A 22,560-nucleotide genomic window follows, 5' to 3' on the forward strand; every position below is an offset into this window, starting at 1 on the left:
ACCGTCGGCGCTCTCCCGACAGCTCCCGGAGCCGCTCTCGCAATTCCTCGTCCTCCGGCCGCGTCGGGCGCCGCCGATACACACGCGGATCGATCCCGGCCAGGGCGCAAGCCCGCCGCTGCGAGTAGCTCTTCTCTGTCATAGCCCAGTCCACGGCGCGTCTCCTCGAACCGGGCTTCAGAAGTTTTTTCCCAACATCTCCTTCAGCGTGGCGACGTCGAGCATATGCTCGGCCAGCGTTGTTCGGGGAAAACGCCCCACTGGGGCCTTTTCCGATCCCTCCAACTCTTCAGCTTGGCATTCTCTGCCTCCAGCGCCTTCAGCCGGCGGGCATCGGAAACCTCCATGCCGCCATACTTCGATCGCCACTTGTAGAATGTCGCGTCGCTGATCCCGTGCTTACGGCACAGCGCCTTCGCGCCGAGCCCAGCCTGGTGCTCCTTCAGGATGCCAATGATCTGCTCTTCGCTGAAACGGCTTCTCTTCATCGTCTGTCTCCTCGTCTGGAGAACAGGCTAACCTCAAAAGGAGGACTTTTCAGGGGAGCAGGTCAGGACGAACAACCGCGCCGAGAATACACACCCGCCGTTCCGAAGGCTGGAGCAGGCGATGCAGCGTATCCGGCAGATGCGAGGTCTGCAGGATTTACCTCCGTCCTCGCCTCGGTCCACAACCACTTCAACCTCACGATCCACCTATATGCAGAACCGTGCCGCCGCTCTCGCCGAGTGGCACGGCCTCTTCGCGGCATGACAGGTCAGCTTGCTTGTCCTTGCGGAGGTTGTGAACCGTTAGGCTGACAGTCCCCGAGATCCTGCTTGCGCATTGATTGGATCTGCGTAGAGTAACGCCATGGTAGTTGGATTTAGCTGCCGCCATCGGGAGGGGGGTCTCCCGAATCAGGGGTAATTAATGTCGATCCAGAAGATGTCGCGGCTGCTGATGTGCGCAGCGGTGTTTTTAGCGGTTCCCTTCTCAGCTTCAGCCCAGTCAACGCAATATGGGAACGCAGGTCCCTGGTCGCTTTTTAGGGCAACTGATAATGGCCAGGTCGTCGAGTGCTACGCGACAATGCCCGGCAACAATGGCGCCTCGATGATTTTCACACATCAGGCCAGTTCCACTGCATTCGGCCTGAAAACGCGACGCACCAACGATGAAGGCATCGGTGAGCAGGTTTTGATCTGGTTTGATAACAACCGTGCCGAGGGGAACTACGTGCAGATGGGTTATTCGGGAGAATGGCTCGCATACACGACATCGAACTCCGAACCGAACGGCTTGCTTGATTTGTTTGCAAACGCCAACACAATCAGTTTCGCACTTTCGTTGCCCGGGGGTGGCGTAGAGACGTCAACATTCTCCCTCAAAGGTTCGAACGCGATGACGAAGCAGACTTACGACTGCTTCCAAAACCCAACGTCAATGCCCAGCAGCGTCGCCGCAATGTCTTCACCGCGCGGACAAGGTGCGGGTTGTCCTGCTGCGGGTAGCGTTCGTTCTGGAAACTCTGGTCAAACTGCCACCCTCCACATTGCCAACAGCAGCTTCCGTCCACTCAAGATCTTTTGGATCGATCAGAACGGTCAGCGGCAGTTTTATCAGGATTTGGCACATGGTCAGGACTACCAGCAGCCAACCTACCTAACCCACAAATGGATCGCAGTTGATCAAAACGGCGATTGCGTGGATGGCGTTCTAGAGGCCTCGCAACCTGGCTATAACATGATGGAAATATTCGGTGACGGGTGAGACACGATCAGCGCAAGGGTAAGCCGATGATGCCCAGAGTTCACGCCTGCCTACTCTTGCTTTGCATCGCCGGTCTGGGGTCTTCGAGCGAAGCGGCTTAATCCGTCAAGTGGTCCGGTGATTGGCTTTGGGTCAGGTCTCTGACGCTTTTCGGAAAGCCCGTCGATACCAACGGGCCTCCGCTTCCCTATACTTTATGCATCATTTTTTTATTTGGGAGGAAGTACTTGAAATCGATGTCGCTGTCCCGGCTGGAAACCCAGTCTCTGAACAGGCGGAAAGGCTTCGAGGGCAGGCCTTCATTGCCTGGATAGGCATGGGTCAGCTCGAAACTTCAATATCTGAAAGCACGATCATCACTCAAGGTTATCCTTATTCCACGGCCATCAAGAAGCTGAGGCGTAAGCGTCAAGGAAGGGTATGAATTTGCTCCGTTCGTTATGTCTGTTGTCGTGCGCAGTTGCAGCTTGCGTGCCTGTTTCAGCATTTGCCCAAGCGCCGGAAATAGGTGACGGGATAATCAATATTGTCGATGATCCTGAGGTGACGCAGGGGGATTTTTATGCCGATGTGCGCGGCTGGAACGTCTTTTCGGGCAGCACGGACGAGGGTTTCGCTTTTTGTGCGGCAGAGATGGAAACGCCGGGCCTGACCTGGCGTTTCGGGTACGATAAATCCCCCCAATGGCAGATTGCCATCAAACATCGGTTCTCTGGCGAAACCCCTTATGGCTTGTTCGATGTAGATGGACGGCAATTGGGAATTAGCGGATGGGGTAGCGGTGACTGGGTTATTCTGTGGCCCCACAAAGGCGAGTATGACGCTATTGCCAGCGGCAATCGAATGGAAATCCGCGTGGGCGAGGTGTGGTACGAAATGCAATTGCAGGGCACTGCGGCAGCGGCGCTGAAAGTTCAAGAATGCGTAACGAACCGTGGCAATCCTGACCTCGCTTCAGCGGGAACTACGCTTGCGCAGCCAGTCGGTTCTTCCAGCACTTCGATGGCCGGCGCGCCGCAAATGCCGGATCCGAACCGTCGCGGTGAGCAGTTCGTTGGCAATTGTCAAACCGACTATGCAAGTTACCGCTGTATGGCGGCGACACTTACGCCGACAATAGGCAATGGGCGGGCCGAGCTTGTGTACGATCCGTCAGGCAGCGAATTTAGCTATATCATTCAAACCGACAAGAACGACCTGTCCCAGGTCTGGGTAGAATTCGGCGGGCAGCCCTATAGGTATATGGGCAGTTGGAATTCCGATGGTCGCTGCTACCGTCCGATGGCGGATCAGGATGCGCAGGTTGTTGTAAATCTAGGCCACGACGCTTGGTCGCTTTGTATTCAGTAGGTTGAATGGAGGCGTCAGGGGAAACCGCTTTGGACTGAGGCGCGCCTAGATTTGTAGACGCTTTGCCTCCTAACTTTGAGCCTGTTGTATCTCGGCTTTGCTATTCTGACCCCGTCAGGCGCCTTGGCAGAGGTTGCTGACGGGGCGGTGTTTGGCATCTGAGCCTTGTGGGTTTGACCACGTTTCCTAGCGAGCCAGCACCGTCTCTCTTCATCGTCTCGATCGGTTGAATGCGGTCGCCGAGGACCGCGGAGCAGAAGGAAGAGAGCATGAATACGGTATCACGGGACCGGATCATTGGCATAGACGTCAGCCGCGATTGGTTGGATATCTACTGTCTATCAGAAAGCAAGCATGCGCGGCCGCCGAACAAGGTTGAAGGGCACGAGCAAGTCGCTCAACTCGCTCGTGAACCGGGCGCCCTGGTTTGCTTCGAGGCCACTGGTGGACAAGAATGGTGTCTGTAATCCGCCCTTGATACTGCTGGGACTGCGACCCGGCAATTGCCGCCCACCCAGATCAAGGCCTTCGCCGCGAGCCGAAGCACACGCGCCAAGACCGATCGGATCGACGCGGAACTCATTGCGCGCTTCATGGCCTTCCGGCCGGATGCGGGACGAGTGTTGCCACATGAAAAGATACGCCGTCTCAGGGCGTTGACATCAAAGCACGGACAGCTGGGGTCGCCGGATATGTTGGTTGCCATGGATGCCGAGTTGAAAGGCCTTCTCGATCGCCAGATTGCAGAGCTGAACGTTCGGATCGAGCAGACAATAGCCTCGGATAATGACCTGGCTGCGATTGCCGATGTCCTGCGTTCCGTTGCCGAGATCGGCCCCGGCGCCAGCACTATGCTGATCGCCGAGATGCCCGAACTCGGCCAGCTCTCCGGTGAGCAGGCCGCCGCGCTCGCGGGACTGGCCCCAATCGCACATGACAGCGGTTCCATGCGCGGCAAGCGCGCCATTGGAGGAGGACGGCGCAAGCTGCGACACGTCATGTTCCACGCGGACCTCGTCGCCAGCCATCACAACCCGATCCTGAAAACCTTCGCTGACCGCCTGCGAGCCGCGGGAAAGCCACACAAGGTTGTCATCACTGCCGTCGCACGCAAGCTCGTCACGATTGCGAACGGGCTCTGCAAACACCGTCAAAAATGAGCCGATCAGGCCACCTGACAGATACAGTTGCTAGTAGATAGGTAAGACAAGAGGTGCAACGATGCGAGGGCCGGGTCACGTCGTCTCGGCCCTCGTGTCTTCACGGCGTTGAGGTTGCACGAAGAGACTGCTCATCCCTAAACGGCGGGGCGCAAGAACGGGTCGACCGCGACACTCAAAGGCACTGGCCGATACGCTTGGGGTGACAATCGACGAGATCGTTTGGGGGGGGCTGCTGCACCTTGTCGGCGGAACGCTGTTGGGCTCTGGCAAGTCTTCACCACAATGGGTCGATCACAGCTGACGTGCTGTAGCATAGGCGACGTCATGGCCTACCGCGTCGAAAATGGGCGGCAGGCCAACCTGTGGGGTGCGTTTGTTGAGCCATTTCACCCGGCGATTCCGGTACCTCGAAGGAAGTCCAGAAACGCCCGCGTAGCAAAGGTCAGAGAGCCGCGCCGGCGGCGGTAGATGTAGAGTTCCCGCTTCCACGCGAGTGCCGGGATGGTCAATTGCGAGATAAGCCCGAGTTCGACTTCGTGGCGCAAGAGCGATTCCGGCATGAGGGTTACGAGAGGAGACGCGAGTAGCGCGTTGACCGCGACGGTCAGCGAGCGCGTTTCGACTGCGATATCGGGCACAGTCATGGAGGTAGCGTGATAAGCTTCGCGAAGCTTAAAATGCGCGATGCTGTCTTCAGGAACCATCACCCAGCGGTAGCGAGCAAGATCGGAAAGGGCCGGGCGCGCCATGTCTTGAAGTGGGTGATCGCGCCGCACGTAAACCTGCCACCAGTCGCTGGTGACGTAGACCTGTTCCAGATCGAACTGGCTCGCCCCTGATACCGCTCCGGCCACCGCTAGGTCGATCCGACCGGCCAAAAGGTCGTCGATCAATCGATCCTCGATGGCGTCGGTGACGCGGAGCTGGATGTTGGGATGTGCGTCAAGCATTTGTGACATCGCATGTCGTATCAGCGGATCGACCGCGCCCGCGACGCAACCGATGCGCAGGGTGCCGGTGGTCGCGCCGGAGATCGACCGCAGTTCTTCGAGCGCGGCTCCCCAATCAGCCAGAAGCAGTTCGGCTCGAGGCAAGAGCGCCTGTCCATGTGGGGTAAGGCTCATGCCCAACGGGTGCCGTTCGAAGAGTTGCGCACCAACAGTCTCTTCGAGATTGCGGATGATCCTAGACAAGGCGGGTTGCGTGATATGCAGCTGTTCGGCGGCCCGCCCGAGCGAGCGGGCCTGTGCGACGGTCACAAAGGCTGAGAGGTGGCGGTTGTTAAGACTCATAACGTTTTTGCATGGCTTTGGACATGATAAGCAGTTGCACGATCAACGCGTCAGGGGAAGACTTGTTGACGCCCGGAGCCAAAACAACTGAAAAACCGGGTTACGAAGAAAGATCGCATGGTCTGCCTTGGTGCTCTGAAGGCCCTTGTCAGAAGAAAAAAGCATGGGTCTTGCATTTGGGAGGATAGAAATGTTCAACAAACTCGCCCCGGCGGTTGCTGGAGCCATCCTTGTGGCGTCCGCTCAGGTCAGCTTCGCGGAAGTCACGACCCTTCGTGTTGTCACGGCCTTTCCACAAAACACGCCGCAAAACATTCCGCTGAATGGTTTCGTGGACCGGGTCAACGAAACCTGTACCGAAAGCGTTCAGCTCCAATTTGTCGGGGGGCCTGAGGCTGTGCCGACCTTCGAACTGGGCGAGGCGGTGCGGCGCGGCGTCGTGGACGTGGGATATAGCTCGCAGTCCTTCTATGCCTCTATCGTGCCAGAAGCTGCAGCAATTAAGCTTTCGACCAACACCGTGGCTGAACAGCGCGAGAACGGCGGGCATGAGCTATTGAACCAGATCCATCAGGAGCGGATGAACGCAGTCTACCTTGCTCGGACGCACGAGGACGTTCCGTTCTATCTGTATCTGACCGAAGAGGCAGACCCTCTCGACCTTACTGGCAAGAGCCTGCGGATCGCCCCCGTCTATCGCGCTTTCTTCGATACACTCGGCGCGCAGCTCGTTCAGACGCCGCCGTCCGAGATGTACACTGCGGTCGAACGCGGCGTCGTGCAGGGCCTCGGTTGGACGAGTCTGGGCATCTTCGATTTCGGCCTTCAGGAACATCTGAAATATCGGGTCGAGCCGGGTTTTTATCTGTCCGACGGCAACGTGCTGGTGAATCTGGACAAGTGGAACGATCTGTCTGAAGCCGCGCAATCCTGTCTGAACGAGGCGGCCGTCTGGATCGAAGGGCAGGGGCAGGAGATGTCAGATCTCTCGGTTCAGGACCTTGCCAGGCAAGCCGAAGCCGGGATCGAAGCGATTGAGCTGACGGGCGAGGATCGCGAGGAATTCCTGCGCCGCGCCTCCGACGCCGGATGGGCAGAGATCGAAGAGCTTGCGCCCGAGAACGCAGCCAAGCTCAAGGAACTGCTGGCGCCCGACACTGCCGGGTAACGCCATGTCCGGTCTGGTGCGCGGTTTCGATGCCGTCCTGAAATTCGCCGCAATGATCGGCGCAGCGCTTATCGCCCTCACCGTGGTGACCACGGTGGGGGACGTCGTTGCCCGGCAAGTCGGGTCGAAACTCTTCTACTGGCAGGTGGATTTTGTGGAACTTGCGCTCACGGCCTCGGCCTTCCTGATCGCGCCATGGCTACTAACTCGGGGCGCGCACGTGCGGGTCGACGTGGCCGTGGCGATGCTGCCGGCTAGAGCTTCGGCGGTGGTGCAACGCCTCGCCAACCTTTTCGGGACAGCGATTTGCACCATCCTCGCCGTCTATGCGTGGCAGGAAATGAGCGGATCCGCAGCACGGGGAAGCATCATGATCCGCAGTTTCGTCATTCCCGAATGGTGGGTCCTGACGGTCGCGCCCTTTGCCTTCGTCACGCTCGCGATAGAGTTCGCGCTGCGTACGGCAGGGCTACGGGACCGGTCCGAAGTCGTGGGTCTGTAGCGATGGAATGGTACTGGGCGCTTTCCCTTCTCGTGGGGCTTGTCATTGGCCTTATGGTCATCGGTCTGCCCGTGGCTATTGTCTTTCTCGGCGTCAACGTCGTGGGGGCTTACCTGTTTCTCGGTGGGACGAACGGATTGGGTCAAGTGGTACGCAATGGCGTGCAATCACTTCAGAACTATTCGCTCGCTCCGATTCCGATGTTCATCCTGATGGGCGAGCTCATGCTGCACTCCGGCATGGCGGGTGCGGCGATCCACGCGGTTGAGAAGCTCATACGCCGAGTGCCGGGCCGGATGCCCATCGTGTCGGTCGTGGCGGGTACGCTCTTCGCGGCGCTCTCCGGGTCGTCGATGGCGAACACAGCGATGCTGGGAAGTTCCTTATTGCCCCAGATGCTGAAATCCGGCTACGCGCCGCGCCTTGCCATCGGGCCAATGGTGGCCGTCGGGGGCATCGCGATTCTGATCCCGCCTTCGGCGCTAGCCGTCCTGTTGGGCTCGCTCGCCAAAATCTCGATCTCGGCGCTGCTTGTTGCGGGGATCATCCCCGCACTCATCATGGCGGTGCTCTTCATCACCTATATTTTGATCCGCGCACTGGCCGGGGATGACGTGACCGAGACAATCGAGGATGACGGAAGCTTCTTCCAGCGTGCCCTGCCGTTCCTGCGCGACGTGCTGCCGCTATTCGTGATCTTCGTCGCCGTTGTCGGTAGCCTGCTGGCCGGGATCGCGACACCGACCGAAAGCGCGGCCATCGGGGTTGCCGCAACCGTGATCGCCGGGCTTGCCTATGGCCGGCTGTCGCTGTCGGTCATCGGCAAGACCATGATGGAAACGGCCAAAATCTCGGCCATGATCCTGTTCATCATCGTCGGCTCCATCACCTATTCTCAGATCCTCGCGTTCTCGGGCGCAGCATCGGGGCTCCTCAAGGTCATAACGGCGTTCGAGTTGTCCGAACTTCAGGTCATTCTGCTGGTTCTGGTTGTTCTGCTGCTTCTGGGCTGCTTCATCGACCAGGTGTCGATGATGATGATCACGCTGCCCTTCTTCCTACCGCTCGCAAACTCGGTCGGCGTGGATCTGATCTGGCTCGGCCTCGTCTACCTCCTGAGCCTTGAGGTCGCGCTCATCACACCCCCCTTCGGGTTATTGCTTTTTGTGATGAAGGGCGTCGCGCCAAAGGACATTTCCTTCGGCACCATCACGCTTGCGACCCTGCCGTTCCTCGGCATTCAGATGGCTGTTCTTATGTTGATCGTCGTCTGGCCTGAAATCGCGTTGTGGCTGCCTCGGCTGCTGCTCGCAAACTGACGAACAGAGAAAACCATGGCTGAACGTTCCTTTGAAAAAGAAGTCCAGGACCTGCGCATCGGTGCGGGGGAGACCTTTCGCGGCGAGGGTATCCTCGGCATAACCAAGGCGCTTCTAGAGTCCGGTGTCGGATATGTGGGCGGGTATCAGGGCGCGCCGATCAGTCACCTGATGGACGTTCTGGCCGACGCGCAGGGTATTCTGGGCGAGCTTGGCGTGCGCTTCGAAGCGAACGCATCGGAAGCTGCCGCGACCGCGATGCTTGCCGCGAGCGTTCATTACCCAATCCGAGGCGCGGTCGCCTTCAAGGGGCCGGTCGGGGTAAACGTCGCGTCGGACGCGCTTGCCAACCTTTCATCGGGCGGGGTCACAGGCGGCGCGATGCTGATCGTGGGCGAGGATTACGGCGAAGGCTCTGCCATCATGCAGGAGCGCACGCATGCTTTCGCGATGAAGTCTCAGGTCTGGCTACTCGACCCACGCCCCAATCTTGTCTCCATGACCAAGGCGGTGCGCGACGGGTTCGAGCTTTCGGAAGCGACCAATACGCCCGTCATTCTTGAGCTGCGCATCCGTGCTTGTCACGTGCATGGCACGTTCGAAGCGCGCGATAACGTGGCCCCTCCGCTCACCGTACGCGACGCTCTGTCCGCTCCGCGCCGTGATCCGAGCCGACTCGCGCTGCCGCCCTTCGCTTATGCGCATGAGCACGAGAAGATCGAAAGCCGTTGGCCCCGCGCCGTGAAGCACATCATAGACAACAAGCTGAACGAGGTTTTGGGACCCGAGAATGCACGGATCGGCGTGGTGGTTCAGGGCGGGATTTACAACAACCTCAACCGTGCGCTCGAACGGCTCGGTCTGGCGGATGCCTATGGCAACTCGGATGTCGCGGTCTATTGCCTGAACGTGACCTATCCGCTGGCTGAGGAAGAATTTTTGTCCTTCTGCGAAGGCAAAGACGCGGTGCTGGTCGTTGAGGAGGGTCAGCCAAACTATATCGAACAGGCGCTCGGCGGTATGCTCCATCGCAGCGACCTGCCGACAAAGGCTTACGGGAAGGGCTATCTTCCGATGGCTGGAGAATACCAGCCGACAGTCATGCTGGAAGGGTTGCGAGGTTTTCTCGCGGACCACGCGCCCGACATGCTGTCTGCTGTGCATCGTGCGCCGAACCGGGAAGAGCAGGAGGTTCCCGACCTTTCTGACGCGGTGCCTGCTCGTCCGCCGGGGTTCTGCACAGGGTGCCCGGAGCGTCCGATCTTCGCTGGATTGAAGCTTGTCGATGAGGAGATGGGACCGCACCAGATTGCTTGCGACATCGGGTGTCACCTGTTCTCGGTTCTGCCGCCTTTCGACCTTGGGGGGACGACGATGGGCTTCGGCCTCGGACCGGCCTCCAACGCAGCTTTCGATGGTGGCGGCGTGCGGCGCGCGATCTCGATCATGGGCGACGGGGGCTTCTGGCACAATGGCATGGCGTCTTCCGTCGGCAATGCGGTATTCAATAAGTCGGACAATGTGATCGTCATCGTGGACAACTATTATGCCGCTGCGACTGGCGGGCAGGACATCCCCTCGTCACGCTCGAAAAACCCAACAAAGCAGACCGGGAATTCCATCGCGGAAGCGGTGCGCGGGGTCGGCGTGAAATGGGTACGCACAATCGACCGGACCTACGACGTGTCGAAAGTGCGCGATACGCTGCGCGAGGCGCTGACGACCGACGCCGAAGGCCCGAAGGTCATCGTCGCCTCGTCCGAATGTATGCTAAACCGCCAGCGCCGGGAGCGGCCCGAAAAGGCTAAGGCGATCGCTGAGGGGCGCCGCGTGTCGCGCCCCAAATTCGGGGTTGACGAAGACGTTTGCACCGGCGACCACGCCTGCATGCGCCTGTCGGGCTGTCCGTCGCTTACCCTCAAGGAGCTGGACGATCCGCTGCGCGATGATCCCGTAGCTTCCATCGACGAAAGCTGTGTCGGTTGCGGCAATTGTGGCGAAGTCGCGGATGCCGCCGTGCTCTGTCCGTCGTTCTACGAAGCCGAGGTCATCGATAATCCGCACCGTTGGGAGGCATGGCGTGATCGGACGACCCGAAAGATCATCGGCTGGCTACAGGCACGCCGCGCTTCGCGCCGTTTGATGGTGGAGGAGGTCGCGGCATGACCGATCAATTCGTTCTGCCTGAGGGCAGCTTCAGCCGTTCCGACGACATGATAAAGCTATCTATCCATGCCGTGGGCGGGCAGGGTGGCGGGGTTCTGACTTCGTGGATCGTCGCACTGGCCGAGGCGAACGGGTATCACGCGCAGTCAACTTCAGTCCCCGGCCTGGCGCAACGCACTGGTACGACGATCTATTATGTCGAGATGCTGCCGCAGACCGCTGCCGAACCCGTGCTGGCGCTGATGCCCGCGCCGGGAGACGTGGACGTGGTGATCGCCTCTGAAATGATGGAGGCGGGGCGCGCGGTGGAGCGCGGCTTCGTCACGAAAGAACGCACGACGCTCATCACTTCGACCCACCGCGTGTTCGCCACCTCCGAGAAAATCATTCCCGGAGATGGGCGTGCGAACCGCGATCAGGTGCTCGACCTTACACGCCAGGCGGCGAAACGGTCGGTGGCTTTTGACATGCATGACATGGCTAAACGGGCGAAAAGCCACGTCTCGGCAAGTTTGTTCGGCGCCCTGGCAGGTTCTGGTGCATTGCCGTTTTCGCTGGACAGCTATGTTGCCGTGATTGAAGCGTCGGGGCGCGGTGTCACCGCAAGTCTCGCGGCATTTCACGCGGCCCGTGCCGCGGCCGCCGAAGGGGCAGGGGACTCAATTCAAGCAGCGCCGGCAAAACGGCTCACTGTTACCGGCCCCTCAGCTCGTCGCCGCCGCTGGGATGCCCTCGTCGCGCGGGTCGATGCGCTTCCGCCTCCCGTAGCAGCTATGGCTGGAGCTGGGCTGCGCAAGGTCGTCAATTTCCAGAACGAGGCCTTGGGGGCAGACTACCTCGCCGCCGTCGAGCATGCCCTCGAAATGGACAAGGGTGCCGGGGGTGCGGCGAAGGGTTATGCCTACAGCGAGACGTTCTCTAAATACCTCGCCAACGCGCTGTGCTACGACGATCTTATCCGGGTAGCGGATCTCAAGACCCGGGCAGCACGTTTCGCTCGTGTGCGCGACCATGCCGATCCCGCCAACGGGGCAGTGCTGCGCACGACCGAATACATGCATCCGCGCGCCGAAGAGGTTGTCGGTCTGTTTCCAGTGGGACTGGGTCGCCGGATCGAAGCTGCGCCGCGGCTTTTTGCCTGGATCGACCGGCGTGTGAATAAGGGGCGCCGGTATCGCAGCGACGGATTATGGGCGTTTCTCGCCCTGTATGTGCTGGGCGGGCTAAAGCCTATCCGTCGTTTCACCCTGCGCGATCAGCAGGAGCGGGCGCATCGTGACGCCTGGCTCGCCCGGGCGAGTTCGGCCTTGCGACAGGACTACGACCTTGCCGTCGAGATTCTTGCCTGCCAGCGGCTCATCAAGGGGTACTCGGACACCCATGCGCGCGGCCAGTCGAAATTTGCGCTGGTGCTCGAGGGCGCGCGCAAGCTGGAGGGCCGTATGGACGCCGCCGACTGGGTGCGGCGCATGCGCGTCGCTGCGCTTTCGGACCCGTCTGATGGACCGCTGCGTGACACTCTGAAAACCATCGACAGTTTCTTATGAACAAACGAACGGTGGCATGTGCTTGGTGTGAACTCACGGTGAAGCGCAACTTCTGATATGTCGTTTTATTCCAGACGGTTCTGGATTTCCATCAGCTTGGCTTTGAAAACTTCCGCCGGTGTTCGGTAATCCAAACACTTGCGCGGCGTTGAATTGAGGCGGTGGCAAATCGACCTCAAATATCGATTTGTCAGCGCCGTCGGTTCGGTTGAGCGGGGCAGGTACTTACGCAGCCTGTTGTTCGTGTTTTCGACGGTGCCTTTCTGGTACGGCGCTTGTGGGTCACAGAACCACGCATCCGCACCGATCCCGGCCTTGAGATGCTTCCAGGCTGAGAACTCGGTGCCACGGTCAAAGGTGACGGATTGGCGCGCATCGGCGGGCAGGGGAGCGAGCCCTTTGATCAGCGCCTCCATGATCGGCTTGGATTGACGATCTTCATTGCGCATCACAACTGCATAGCGGCTGACACGTTCGACGAGCGACGTCACGTTGACCTTTCCATGCTCCTTCCTGAACATCATTAGGTCGCACTCCCAGTGGCCGAACTCGGTGCGCTCTGAGATGCGATCGGGCCTGCGAGAGAGGCTTTGCACATCGAATATGTGGCTCCGGTTGTGCCTGCGGTAACCACGCGGCCGACGGCGCCGGCGGTGCTCGGGCAGATGGCGATAGAACTGCTCATCGCGGCCGTCCTTGGAATAGGCGAACCGATAGATCGTCTCATGGCTCACGCGGATCGGATGGCGCTCCAGCCGCATCCGGCCGGCGATCTGTTCAGGTGACCAGCCAGCCTTCAGGCGATCTTCGATGGTGGCCTTCAGCTCCGGATGCACGACCATCTTGCGATGGATCGCGCGGCGCTTCTCGTACATGTCCTGTGCATTCAAAGCGTAGTAGCCGTTCAGCTCGGGCAGTTCGGTATCCGTATACTGGTTCCGCTTGATATCTCGGTAGATCGTGGAAGGGTCGCGGCCCAATCGATCCGCAATCTCCGAAATAGGCATCTTGGCTTCCAGCCACTTTGCGAGTTTGCGCCGTTCATCCAGCTTCAGGTGAGAGTAGTGGGTTCCCATTCAACATCCTCCATGCAACTATCTGTATTCGTACAGAATTTGCACTTCGTTTGTGAATCCACTTGGGCAAGCAAGTGCGGCGCATAATGAACATTATGTAACAAATGCCTTTGGATCTTTGTCCCGAAGCGGGCAGGGGCATTGTCAGGTTGATGAAAACCGCTTTGCCGTGTACCGCCGCCCCATTTTGAATCCTTGTGATCTGTCCCGTCTCAAGGGGTTTCGTTTTCCACGCTCGGTCATCGGCTACGCGGTCTGGGCGTACATCGTCTTGCCCTCAGCTTGTGCGACGTTGAGGATCTTCTTGCATCTCGAGAGATCACGGTTTCCCACGGAACAATCCGGGACTGGGTGGAGCGTTTCGGCGTTCAGTTCGCCGCCAAGGTCAGGCGTCATCGACCGCGCCCGGCGGAAGTGTCATGTCGACGAGGTCGTGGTGCCGATCAAGGGGTGAAAACATTGGCTGGAGTGCTGTCGATGCCAATGGTGATTTACTTGATATTCTGGTTCAATCCCGTCGGGACAAGACGGCTGCGAGACGCTTCTACAGGACGTAGTTCAAGACTTGGGGGCAGCTGGGTGTGATCGGCACCGAAAAGCTACGGTCCTACGGTGCCGCGAAGGCAGTCTTGGAGCCAGCTATCGAGCATCGCCAGCACAAGGGGTTGGACAATAGAGCCGATGCCTCCCACCTTGCGACCGGCTATGCATGCGATCTGGCGGCCTGAACCTAGCACGCAACCGATTCTTGCGGGCAACAGTAAACAGCCTGACAATGCCGCCGATATCGACACCGCAGGCTGCGGCAAGACGGTGGACGAGATGACTGCCGGGGGCAAGGCGCATCTGGTCGCGCTTGACGTGACCAGCGCTGAGACCTGCGCCGAAGTGGTGGCGCCGCTCGCTTTGACCTCGGGCAAGCTACATATCCTGATCAACACCGCCGGAATCATGATTGCGCAGCCAATCGCGACCTGCACGCTGGAGACCTACCAGAAGGAGCAGAAGATCAACTTGGAAAGCGTGTGGATCGGTTGCAAGACGGCGCTTGAATTGTCGACCGAAACGGAGGCTGCGGACGGCACCACGTCGATCATCAATCTGTCCTCGACGCTTGGGGTCGTTGGTGAGCGCATGTTCTCGGCCTACACGGCGTCAAAGGGTGCGGTGCGGCTCATGTCCAAGGCGCTGGCGGTGGAACTTGGTCCGCGCCAGATCCGGGTCAACTCGGTCCATCCGACGCTTGTGAACACAGCGCTCGCCATCGGCGCGACTCAGGACCTTGTGGACGGCGGCGTTCCCCTGCCCTACAAGAAAGCCATGATCGACGTGGTGAAAATGCAAGCGCCGCTCGGGCGCTATGCCGAGCCGCACGATATCGCCAACGCCATCGCGTTCCTCGCCTCGGACGAAAGCAGCTACATCACCAGCACGGAGCTGGTGGTCGATGGCGGGCCGACGGCGACCTGACCCGAGTTGCCCCGGTGCGCCCTTTTCGCACCGGGGTCAATAGAATCTGACCAGGTTGGGACATCCACCTCACTGATTGCAGCCCCGACATTGGCGAATGCGCAGGCTTGAACCCTCAGGCGCGTCGCACGGCAGGCGCACCAGCTTGTGGTCAGGGCTTCGCCGCAGACGCATCCGCATTGCAGTTTCAGCTATATCTCCTGCGTCTTGATCAAGTGTTTCTCTATCGTTGATCTAATGGTCAGTCCATTTTATATTACCTACCAATGAAGATGCGCGAGCGAGAGATGACGCGACCACCACAACCCGTGCCGACGCAGGAAACGCAGCCCTTCTGGGACGCTGCTCGCGACGGTCGCGTGGTGCTCTGGCACTGTAACGCCTGCGGGCGAACCGCGGGGCCGCTGTCGCCGCGTTGCCCGGACTGCCTGTCCGGCAGCCTCAGCGCGCTGACCTATGAGGGGCGCGTTCTGCTCAAGGGGCGCACGGTTCTGACGGTCCCGGCCTATGAGGGGCAGAGCGTTCCCGCCCCAGTCGCGGAATGTGTGATCGAGGACGAGCCGCGCGTGACCCTCATCGCCGCCGACCCCGACGACCTGACCCGCGACCTCGCTCCCGGCACGCCCGTCACGCTGGGCTTCGCCGCGAATGGCGACGGGGTGCCGCTTGCCACGATCACCGGCGGGGGCCCGTCATGAGTGTCGCCATTATCGGCTTTGGTGCGTCCGAACTCGTCAAGTCCAGTCCACGCGGTATCGCGGCCTTCGCGCTCGATGCGGCGGTTTCGGCTCTTGCGGACGCAAAGCTATCCCGCGACGACATCGACGGTTATGTCGGTGCGCCCTTTGCCACCAATGCAAGCTCACCCCATGCCGAAGGGGGTGACGAAATCTCGCTCAAGACCGTCGCCGGTCTGATGGGTCTGAAGCTGAGCTGGGGTGCCGACCTCTACCGCCGCTATCCGACAGACATGGTGGCCTCTGCCGCAAATGCCCTGATCGCCGGAAGCAGCCGTTTCGTTCTGGGCCTGCGCGCCATGTACGCGTTACCCGGCGGCGGGTACGGCACCGGCGCGGCGAACGATGCCTTCGGCGCGCAGCAGTTCACCCGCCCCTACGGCTTCGACACGCTCGGCGCGCGCTTTGCCAGCCGAAGCTGGGCCTATATGGCCCGCCACGGTCTGACGCGGGACGACCTCTTTGCCATCGTCGACCTGTCGCGCCGCAACGCCGCCGACAACCCCGAGGCCCTGTGGCGCGACAAACCGCTCGAGCGCGACGCCTATATGGCCGCCCGCATGATCGCCGAGCCGCATTGCCTTTACGATTGCGACATGCCTGTCTGCGGCGCTCAGGCCTTTGTCATGTGCCGGGGCGAAGACGTGCCGTCAGGCGCCGCCCCCGCATGGGTCACGGGGTGGAGCGGCTTTGGCAAGCCCGAGGCGCTCTGGGACATGAGCGGGCGCAGCGCCACCGATCTGACTTCGGCCCAGCTTTACGACGGCTTCTCCTCGATGGTCTGGGAATGGCTCGACGGCTTCGGCATCACCGAACCCGGCAATGCCGCGGCCTTTATCCGCGACGGCCACGGCGCGCGCGACGGCAAGCTGCCGATCAACACCTTCGGCGGCGCCCTTGGCGAGGGCCGGATGCACGGCATGGGCCATCTACGCGAAGCCTACCTTCAGGCCACGGGCCGCGCCGGTGCACGTCAGGTGCGCCCCGGCCCCACCCTCGCCCATGTCGGGCCCTTCGACGATTCCTCATTCGTCCTGCTCGAACCCGACCGCCCGACGCGGGCGCAATGACAAAGGACTGACGATGAAAGTGCGCGACTATCTGGCCATCCCCTACATCCTCGAAGCTCAGGCGATCGAGGTGAACGGCGAATGGACCCGCAGGCTTCGCTACCCGGAGCTCGGCGATTTCGAGGCCCGGCACGAAGACGTGGAACAGGCGCTGCTCGAAGTCGAACGCCTCCGCATCAAGGAAATCCTGCGCAAGCTGCGCGCGGGCGAGAAACCCCCCGTGCCCCGGCCGCCGCTTGAGACGACGGATCAGGGCTGGTGGGCCCGATTTCTGGGCATCGGCGATCTGGTCGAGGGCGTCATCGACAGCCCGGCCAGCGACCTTGCCGGAACCGAAAAGATTGGGCGCCACTGAGCGGCCCGCACAAGGACATGACTTTTTACAAGGAGACCCTACATGCTGTCGCACGAAGATAACGAGACGCTCGTCCGGGTTGGCCCGGGCACCACGATGGGCGACATGATGCGGCTTTACTGGCTGCCCTTCATGGCCTCTTCCGACCTCGAAAAAGACGGCCAGCCGCAGACGGTAAAGCTGCTGGACGAAACGTTGATCGTGTTCCGCGACAGCGAGGGGCGCGTCGGCCTTGTCGATCACATCTGCCCGCACCGCGGTGCACCGCTGGTCTTTGGCCGCAACGAGGACTGCGGCCTGCGCTGCGTCTACCACGGCTGGAAATTCGACGTGGACGGCAACGTGGCCGACATGCCCGCCGAACCGCCGCGCTCGCGGCTCAAGGATCGGGTTAAGATCAAGTCCTACCCCTGCGTGGAACGGGGTGGCGTCGTCTGGACCTACATGGGCGACGAACCCGATGAAAGCCGCCCGGCGCTGCCGTCCTTTGAATGGAACATGGTTCCCGAAGAGAACGTCGTGGTGACCTTCCGCGTGCAGGAATGTAACTGGCTTCAGGCGCTCGAAGGCGAGATCGACTCGGCCCACGCGCCGATCCTGCATGGCCGGATCGACGATGGCGGCTCGATCAACCAATGGGTCGCCAAGCGCGACCTGCGCCCCACCTTCGAATGCATGCGGCAGGATTTCGGCATGTCGATCGCGTCGCGCCGGGTGCTGGACGACGACACGCTCTACTGGCGCGTGAACCAGTTCGTCATGCCCTTCTTCAGCCTCGTCCCGCCGCAATCGAACGAGTTTTACGAGCTGTCGGGCCACGCCTGGGTGCCCATCGACGACGAGAACACGCTCTGCATCATGTTCTCCTATCGCCCGGACGAACCGCTGCACCCGAAATCGCGCAAGGTCTTTCTCGATGGCCATAATGGCCGCGAGACCGGACATCCGAGCCGCGAGGGCTTTGACGATCAGGGCGCGCAGGTGCCGTTCGGCCGCTACGTGAGCAAGTATCGCCGCGAGACCGGATGGCTTTTCGACAACGAAGCGCAAAAGACAACGTGGTTCTCGGGCCTGCCGGGCCTGTGGGTGCAGGATGCCGCCTGCCAGTCGGGCGTGCTCCGGGTCTATGACCGCACGCGCGAACATCTGTGCACCTCGGACACGGGCATCGCCATGACCCGGCGGATGCTTCTGGAAACCGCGCATGCCTTCCGCGACAGCGGCAAGAAACCCGACCGTTTCGATGACCCCGACCTCTATCTCGTGCGCGCCGTGTCGCTGAAGCTGCCAAAGGATCTGCCTTGGGCCGAAGCGGGCAAAGCGCCGATGACCGCGAAAGTCGGCGAAGGGCTTGGCTACGAGCTATGACGGGGTCGAAACAAGCATTGAACGGCGTCCGCGTGCTGGAATTGTCCGCACTTGCGGGCGCCGTGGCGGGGCGCGTGCTCGCCGACCTGGGGGCCGAGGTGATCAAGGTCGAACCGGAGGGGGGCGAGCCCTTCCGCCGGTCCGTCCCGACGGTCCCGACCGCCTATGGCGAGGAAAGCGGCGCGTGGCTTGCCTTTAACCACGGCAAGAAAAGCGTGACCCTCGATATCGACAGCGACGAGGGTCTCGCCACCTTTGCGCGCCTATGCAAGACGGCCGACATCGTCGTGACTGACTGGGAGCGTCTGACGCTCGCGCAGATGGACCGGCTCGGGGCGGCCGCGCGGGACGCGAACCCAGCGCTGGTCTTTGCCGAGATCCTGCCCTTCGGGCGCGGTGCGCCCTATCAGGACTATGCCGCCACCGACACCACGCTTCAGGCATTGGGTGGGCACCTTTACCTCAATGGCGACGTGGACCGCCCGCCGGTGCGCATCTCGCTCCCCGTGGGCCTGATCCAAGGCGGGGCCGAGGCCGCGTCGGCGGCGCTCATGGCCTATCACCACAGCCTCAAGACCGGCGAGGGCCAGCGCGTCGATGTCTCGGTGCAGGAGTGTATCGTCTGGACCCTGCTCAATTCGACGATGGCGTGGCAGATCCTCGGCCTCAACGAAATGCGCGGCGGCGCGATCCGCAAGGAGCGGGCGAACCGCTTCTTCACGCGCCTCGTGTGGGAAACGAAGGATGGCTACATCTTCTTCGGCCCCGTCGGCGGCGGCGGCGGTGCGGCGCGCATCAAGTCCTATGAGGCCCTCGTCAAATGGATGAACGAAGACGGCTTCGACGATCCGATCCTGACCAAAAACGACTGGAACGGCGACGGCCAGTTCTTCATCTCGCAAGAGGACTATGACGCGGTCACCGCCGTGATCATGTCGTTCATTAAGGCCAAGACGACCGAGGAGCTGATGGAGCGTGCCGTCCGCGAGCGTATCCTGCTTGCCCCGATCTCGTCGGTGGCTGGTGTATTCGAGAACCGCCAGTTCCGCGCCCGCGGGCTGTTTCGCAAACTGGACGACCCCGCGCGGGGCCTGTCGGTCGAATTGCCGTCGCATTGGGCGAACCTGTCCGAAACACCGCTGGCGGACCCGCGCCCGGCTCCGGCCCCCGGGGCCGATACCGACGCGATCTTCGCCAAGGAAACAGAAGGAAGCCTGACATGAGCCTCGACAGCGCATCCGCACTCGACTGCAAAACCGGGATCTTCGCAGGTCTCAAGGTGGCCGATTTCACATGGGCCGCCGCCGGTCCCATCGCGACCAAGCAGCTCTCCGACAACGGCGCGACGGTGGTCAAGATCGAAAGCTTCAAGCACCCGGACTCGATCCGCCTTGGCGGGCCGTTCATCGACGACAAACCGGGCATCAACCGCTCCGGCTTTTTCGCGGATTTCCATTCCTCCAAGCTCGGCATCGCCGTCGATATGAGCAACCCGGACGCGATCGAGATCATCCGCCCGCTCATCGAATGGGCCGATGTGGTCGCGGAAAGCTTCCGCCCCGGCGTGATGAAGAAATGGGGGCTGGATTACGAAAGCCTCAAGGCGATCAATCCCTCCATCGTCATGCTCTCCTCGTCGCTTTACGGCGCCGACGGCCCGTGGGCGCGCCATCCCGGCTACGGCGCACAGGGTCAGGCGCTCGCCGGCGTCCATGCCATGACCGGCTGGCCCGACCGGCCCCCCGCGATGCCCAAGGGCGCTTATTCCGACAGCGTCTCGCCCCGCTATGCGCTGAGCGCCCTGCTCGCCGCGCTCATCCACCGCGAAAAGACCGGCGAGGGCCAGCATGTCGAACTGAGTCAGGTCGAGGCGACGACCCAGCTTCTGGCCCCGGAACTCCTGATCTATCAGGCCACCGGCGAGGAGATCACGCGACAGGGCAGCCGCAAGGCAGGCTCGATTCTCCACGGCATCTTTCCCTGCGAGGGCGAGGAACGCTGGATCGCGATCGAGGCCGTGACCGAAGCGCAGTGGACCGCGTTCACAGCCCTTCTGGGCGACACCGACGCGCTCGCCACCGCGCGCGACCAAGGCCCCGATGCGCTCGAGGCCGCCGTGGCCAATGCGACCGAGTCTTGGGATGCCTTCGCGCTCATGGCCGCCTGCCGCGATGCGGGTGTGCCGGCGGGCGTGGCCAACAAGGCGTCCGACCTTCTGGACGACGACGTCTTTGCCGCACGCGACCATTTCTGGCCGCTCCATCACGAAGAGATGGGGACCCTGAAATACAACGGCCCCGCCTACCGCTTCGAACGCACGCCAAGCGACCTGCGCTTTGCTTCGCCCCGTTTGGGCGAACACACGGACGCAGTCATGTCCGGGATCCTGGGCTATGACGACGCCCAGATCGCCGCCTTCCGCGAAAGGGGACTTCTGGGATGAGCAAGGGAGCAGACATTCCGGTCCGCGTGCGCCAGATGCGTTACGAGGCAGACACGATCCTGTCCGTCGAGTTCGAAACGCTCGACGGTCGCGACCTGCCGGTGGCCGCGCCCGGCTCTCACATCGACGTGGCACTGGGCAAGGACTTTCGCCGGAGCTACAGCCTGACGCGCGAGATCACGGGCGGGCCCTCCTGCACCGTGGCGATCCACCGCGACCCAAAATCAAAGGGCGGCTCGGCCTACGTGCATGAGACGCTTCGCGTGGGCGACAAGACGGTCATCTCGCGGCCCAAGAACAACTTCCCCCTCGATGAGAACGCAGACCTGTCGGTGCTGATCGCTGGTGGGATCGGGGTCACGCCGGTCCTGTGCATGATCCGTCGTCTGGTGGCGACCGGCAAGGCGTGGAAACTGCACTACGCCGCCCGCAGCCGCTCCGCCGCCGCCTTCCGCGACGAGCTTGACGCGCTGGAACAGGCGAGCGACGGCAAGGGCAAGTTGCACTACCACCTCGACGACGAACAGAACGGGGCGCTGGTGGATATCGGGGGCATCCTGACCGCGAATCCCACGGCGCACTTCTATTGCTGCGGGCCCGAGGCGATGCTGGCCGCCTATGAAAGGGCCGCCCGCGGCGTGCCGCGCGATCAGGTCCATGTCGAATATTTTTCGTCGAGCGAAGAAGTCGCCCGTGACGGCGGGTTCGAAGTGGTGCTCGACCGCTCAGGCAAGACCATCGTGGTCGAACCCGGCCAGACCATCCTCGATGCGCTGATCGCGAATGGCGTCCATGTGCCGTTTTCCTGTGCCGAGGGCACCTGCGGGACCTGTGAAACCGATGTGATCGAAGGGCGACCCGATCACCGCGACATCATCCTGACGGACGAGGAACGCGCCGAAAGCAAGACGATGATGATCTGTTGCTCAGGCTCGAAAAGCGCGCGTCTGGTGCTGGACATCTAGCACCAGACGACTCCGGCCTCAGCCGCCCCCGTGCAGGGACAGTATCGTGCCGTTGGTATAGCCCGAGCGCGGCGAGGCGAGAAAGGCGACCGCATCGGCCACCTCCTGCGGATCGGCGGCCCGACCATAGGGCAGGCCTCGCGTCAGCTCGTCCGCGCGCCCCTCGTCGCCCAACTCCGCCGCCGCGCGGGATTTCAGGAAGACCTGCATCCGCTCGGTCGCGACCAGGCCGGGGTTCAGCCCCACGATCCGCCCGCCCATGCTGTTGAATTGCTTGGCATAGGCGCGGGTAAAGGCCATGAGCGCGGCATTGCCCACCGCACCGCAGATGTAATCCGCGCTCAAAGCCTCGCCCCCTGCGCCGATCACGTTGACGATCACCCCGCCGCGCTCCGCGATGCGCGGGGCAAGGGCGCGGGTCATGTTGATGTAGCCAAAGACCTTGAGGTCCCAGGCCGCACGCCAGCGGTCCTCGTCGATACTGGCAAGATCACCGGGGGGAATGGCCCCCGCGTTGTTCACGAGGATGTCGACGGGAGTCTCTCGCGCCGCCACCCGTTCGACACCCTCGCGGGTGGCAAGGTCGGCAGCCACCACATCGGGCCTGAGACCGGTGTCCCCTTCGATCTGCGCGGCCGCGTCGGCGAGCCTGTCGCAATCCCGCGCGACGAGCGTGACCTGCACGCCCTCCTGCGCCAGCGTCCGGGCCGTGGCCAGCCCGATGCCCTTGCTCGCGCCGGTCACGAGCGCATTCAATCCACTGAGGTTCAGGTCCATCGGCGATCCTTTCGGTGTCATGTCGCGGGTCAAGGTGCGC

At 61.7% G+C, this 22,560-nt stretch carries 19 protein-coding genes and 3 pseudogenes; 18 read left to right on the forward strand and 4 right to left on the reverse strand.

All coding sequences use genetic code 11. The features are described 5' to 3' along the window. Positions 1-488, reverse strand: a pseudogene (locus RB2654_RS23095) (transposase); the annotation flags it as partial. Between the two features lie 70 nt (positions 489-558). On the opposite strand from RB2654_RS23095, the pseudogene RB2654_RS23975 reads away from it, so the two are divergent. The 5 genes and pseudogenes from RB2654_RS23975 to RB2654_RS21210 all read left to right on the forward strand — a co-directional run. Beyond that, positions 559-753: pseudogene (locus RB2654_RS23975) on the forward strand (IS6 family transposase); the annotation flags it as partial. Positions 754-912: 159 nt separating this feature from the next. Further along, complete coding sequence (locus tag RB2654_RS21200) at positions 913-1,752, forward strand: VHL beta domain-containing protein (RefSeq protein ID WP_008335952.1); 840 nt, start codon at positions 913-915, stop codon at positions 1,750-1,752. Positions 1,753-2,223: 471 nt separating this feature from the next. Continuing rightward, complete coding sequence (locus RB2654_RS21205) at positions 2,224-3,102, forward strand: hypothetical protein (RefSeq protein ID WP_008335950.1); 879 nt, start codon at positions 2,224-2,226, stop codon at positions 3,100-3,102. A 482-nt stretch (positions 3,103-3,584) separates the two neighbouring features. Continuing rightward, positions 3,585-3,770: pseudogene (locus tag RB2654_RS24045) on the forward strand (IS110 family transposase); the annotation flags it as partial. Further along, positions 3,759-4,262 carry a transposase gene (locus RB2654_RS21210; protein ID WP_342779713.1) on the forward strand — a complete coding sequence of 168 codons (504 nt, stop codon included), beginning with the start codon at positions 3,759-3,761 and terminating at the stop codon, positions 4,260-4,262. The pseudogene RB2654_RS24045 and the gene RB2654_RS21210, both read left to right, overlap by 12 nt. Before the next feature lie 389 nt (positions 4,263-4,651). Here RB2654_RS21210 and RB2654_RS21215 read toward each other — a convergent pair whose 3' ends face one another. Continuing rightward, complete coding sequence (locus RB2654_RS21215; RefSeq protein ID WP_008335938.1) at positions 4,652-5,557, reverse strand: LysR family transcriptional regulator; 906 nt, start codon at positions 5,555-5,557, stop codon at positions 4,652-4,654. 190 nt (positions 5,558-5,747) lie between these two features. On the opposite strand from RB2654_RS21215, the gene dctP reads away from it, so the two are divergent. From dctP to RB2654_RS21240, 5 genes are read left to right on the forward strand one after another with little or no spacing between them, the layout of a single operon-like run. Then, positions 5,748-6,725, forward strand: coding sequence for a TRAP transporter substrate-binding protein DctP (gene dctP, locus RB2654_RS21220; RefSeq protein WP_008335937.1), 978 nt, complete (start codon positions 5,748-5,750; stop codon positions 6,723-6,725). A gap of 4 nt (positions 6,726-6,729) precedes the next feature. Next, positions 6,730-7,227, forward strand: a complete 498-nt coding sequence (locus RB2654_RS21225; protein WP_008335936.1) for a TRAP transporter small permease — start codon at positions 6,730-6,732, stop codon at positions 7,225-7,227. A gap of 32 nt (positions 7,228-7,259) precedes the next feature. After that, positions 7,260-8,546 (forward strand): TRAP transporter large permease, encoded by a 1,287-nt coding sequence (locus RB2654_RS21230; protein ID WP_254655618.1) that lies wholly within the window; start codon positions 7,260-7,262, stop codon positions 8,544-8,546. Positions 8,547-8,561: 15 nt separating this feature from the next. Continuing rightward, on the forward strand, positions 8,562-10,712 hold the full coding sequence (locus RB2654_RS21235; protein WP_008335934.1) for a thiamine pyrophosphate-dependent enzyme: 2,151 nt from the start codon (positions 8,562-8,564) through the stop codon (positions 10,710-10,712). After that, positions 10,709-12,259: an indolepyruvate oxidoreductase subunit beta family protein gene (locus tag RB2654_RS21240; RefSeq protein WP_008335933.1), complete on the forward strand. Its 1,551-nt coding sequence runs from the start codon at positions 10,709-10,711 to the stop codon at positions 12,257-12,259. Before RB2654_RS21235 ends, RB2654_RS21240 begins: the two co-directional genes overlap by 4 nt. A 65-nt stretch (positions 12,260-12,324) precedes the next feature. Here the strand turns inward: RB2654_RS21240 and RB2654_RS21245 are convergent, their stop codons facing one another. Continuing rightward, the gene (locus RB2654_RS21245) at positions 12,325-13,335 is read right to left on the reverse strand and encodes an IS30 family transposase (RefSeq protein WP_008335932.1); all 1,011 of its coding nucleotides are present in this window, start codon (positions 13,333-13,335) and stop codon (positions 12,325-12,327) included. A gap of 705 nt (positions 13,336-14,040) precedes the next feature. Between RB2654_RS21245 and RB2654_RS21250 the strand changes: the two genes are divergently transcribed. From RB2654_RS21250 to RB2654_RS21285, 8 genes are all read left to right on the forward strand, one after another. Further along, positions 14,041-14,805, forward strand: a complete 765-nt coding sequence (locus tag RB2654_RS21250) for an SDR family NAD(P)-dependent oxidoreductase (protein ID WP_008335931.1) — start codon at positions 14,041-14,043, stop codon at positions 14,803-14,805. A 287-nt stretch (positions 14,806-15,092) separates the two neighbouring features. Beyond that, positions 15,093-15,503, forward strand: coding sequence for a Zn-ribbon domain-containing OB-fold protein (locus tag RB2654_RS21255; RefSeq protein WP_085986944.1), 411 nt, complete (start codon positions 15,093-15,095; stop codon positions 15,501-15,503). Beyond that, entirely contained in the window at positions 15,500-16,612 is a 1,113-nt protein-coding gene (locus tag RB2654_RS21260) for a thiolase C-terminal domain-containing protein (RefSeq protein ID WP_008335929.1), read from the forward strand. The genes RB2654_RS21255 and RB2654_RS21260 overlap by 4 nt, the downstream gene beginning before the upstream one ends. 13 nt (positions 16,613-16,625) lie before the next feature. After that, positions 16,626-16,967, forward strand: coding sequence for a hypothetical protein (locus tag RB2654_RS21265; RefSeq protein WP_008335928.1), 342 nt, complete (start codon positions 16,626-16,628; stop codon positions 16,965-16,967). 42 nt (positions 16,968-17,009) lie between these two features. Beyond that, complete coding sequence (locus RB2654_RS21270) at positions 17,010-18,335, forward strand: Rieske 2Fe-2S domain-containing protein (RefSeq protein WP_008335927.1); 1,326 nt, start codon at positions 17,010-17,012, stop codon at positions 18,333-18,335. Next, complete coding sequence (locus RB2654_RS22690; protein ID WP_008335926.1) at positions 18,332-19,558, forward strand: CaiB/BaiF CoA transferase family protein; 1,227 nt, start codon at positions 18,332-18,334, stop codon at positions 19,556-19,558. The genes RB2654_RS21270 and RB2654_RS22690 overlap by 4 nt, the downstream gene beginning before the upstream one ends. Continuing rightward, positions 19,555-20,778 carry a CaiB/BaiF CoA transferase family protein gene (locus tag RB2654_RS21280; protein ID WP_008335925.1) on the forward strand — a complete coding sequence of 408 codons (1,224 nt, stop codon included), beginning with the start codon at positions 19,555-19,557 and terminating at the stop codon, positions 20,776-20,778. The genes RB2654_RS22690 and RB2654_RS21280 overlap by 4 nt, the downstream gene beginning before the upstream one ends. Then, positions 20,775-21,743 (forward strand): PDR/VanB family oxidoreductase, encoded by a 969-nt coding sequence (locus tag RB2654_RS21285; RefSeq protein WP_008335924.1) that lies wholly within the window; start codon positions 20,775-20,777, stop codon positions 21,741-21,743. Before RB2654_RS21280 ends, RB2654_RS21285 begins: the two co-directional genes overlap by 4 nt. 18 nt (positions 21,744-21,761) lie before the next feature. Here RB2654_RS21285 and RB2654_RS21290 read toward each other — a convergent pair whose 3' ends face one another. Beyond that, positions 21,762-22,541: a short-chain dehydrogenase/reductase gene (locus RB2654_RS21290; RefSeq protein WP_246146619.1), complete on the reverse strand. Its 780-nt coding sequence runs from the start codon at positions 22,539-22,541 to the stop codon at positions 21,762-21,764. Positions 22,542-22,560: the final 19 nt, after the last annotated feature.

The sequence above is a fragment of the Maritimibacter alkaliphilus HTCC2654 genome (assembly GCF_000152805.1).
In the GTDB taxonomy this organism is placed as follows: Bacteria; Pseudomonadota; Alphaproteobacteria; order Rhodobacterales; family Rhodobacteraceae; genus Maritimibacter; species Maritimibacter alkaliphilus.

Excerpts from the sequence above, each read along its gene's own strand:
- RB2654_RS21200 (WP_008335952.1), top strand. The coding sequence starts at position 913 with ATGTCGATCCAGAAGATGTCGCGGCTGCTGATGTGCGCAGCGGTGTTT.
- RB2654_RS21215 (WP_008335938.1), bottom strand. The coding sequence starts at position 5,557 with ATGAGTCTTAACAACCGCCACCTCTCAGCCTTTGTGACCGTCGCACAG.
- dctP (WP_008335937.1), top strand. The coding sequence starts at position 5,748 with ATGTTCAACAAACTCGCCCCGGCGGTTGCTGGAGCCATCCTTGTGGCG.
- RB2654_RS21225 (WP_008335936.1), top strand. The coding sequence starts at position 6,730 with ATGTCCGGTCTGGTGCGCGGTTTCGATGCCGTCCTGAAATTCGCCGCA.
- RB2654_RS21235 (WP_008335934.1), top strand. The coding sequence starts at position 8,562 with ATGGCTGAACGTTCCTTTGAAAAAGAAGTCCAGGACCTGCGCATCGGT.
- RB2654_RS21240 (WP_008335933.1), top strand. The coding sequence starts at position 10,709 with ATGACCGATCAATTCGTTCTGCCTGAGGGCAGCTTCAGCCGTTCCGAC.
- RB2654_RS21245 (WP_008335932.1), bottom strand. The coding sequence starts at position 13,335 with ATGGGAACCCACTACTCTCACCTGAAGCTGGATGAACGGCGCAAACTC.
- RB2654_RS21250 (WP_008335931.1), top strand. The coding sequence starts at position 14,041 with ATGCATGCGATCTGGCGGCCTGAACCTAGCACGCAACCGATTCTTGCG.
- RB2654_RS21255 (WP_085986944.1), top strand. The coding sequence starts at position 15,093 with ATGACGCGACCACCACAACCCGTGCCGACGCAGGAAACGCAGCCCTTC.
- RB2654_RS21260 (WP_008335929.1), top strand. The coding sequence starts at position 15,500 with ATGAGTGTCGCCATTATCGGCTTTGGTGCGTCCGAACTCGTCAAGTCC.
- RB2654_RS21265 (WP_008335928.1), top strand. The coding sequence starts at position 16,626 with ATGAAAGTGCGCGACTATCTGGCCATCCCCTACATCCTCGAAGCTCAG.
- RB2654_RS21270 (WP_008335927.1), top strand. The coding sequence starts at position 17,010 with ATGCTGTCGCACGAAGATAACGAGACGCTCGTCCGGGTTGGCCCGGGC.
- RB2654_RS22690 (WP_008335926.1), top strand. The coding sequence starts at position 18,332 with ATGACGGGGTCGAAACAAGCATTGAACGGCGTCCGCGTGCTGGAATTG.
- RB2654_RS21280 (WP_008335925.1), top strand. The coding sequence starts at position 19,555 with ATGAGCCTCGACAGCGCATCCGCACTCGACTGCAAAACCGGGATCTTC.
- RB2654_RS21285 (WP_008335924.1), top strand. The coding sequence starts at position 20,775 with ATGAGCAAGGGAGCAGACATTCCGGTCCGCGTGCGCCAGATGCGTTAC.
- RB2654_RS21290 (WP_246146619.1), bottom strand. The coding sequence starts at position 22,541 with ATGACACCGAAAGGATCGCCGATGGACCTGAACCTCAGTGGATTGAAT.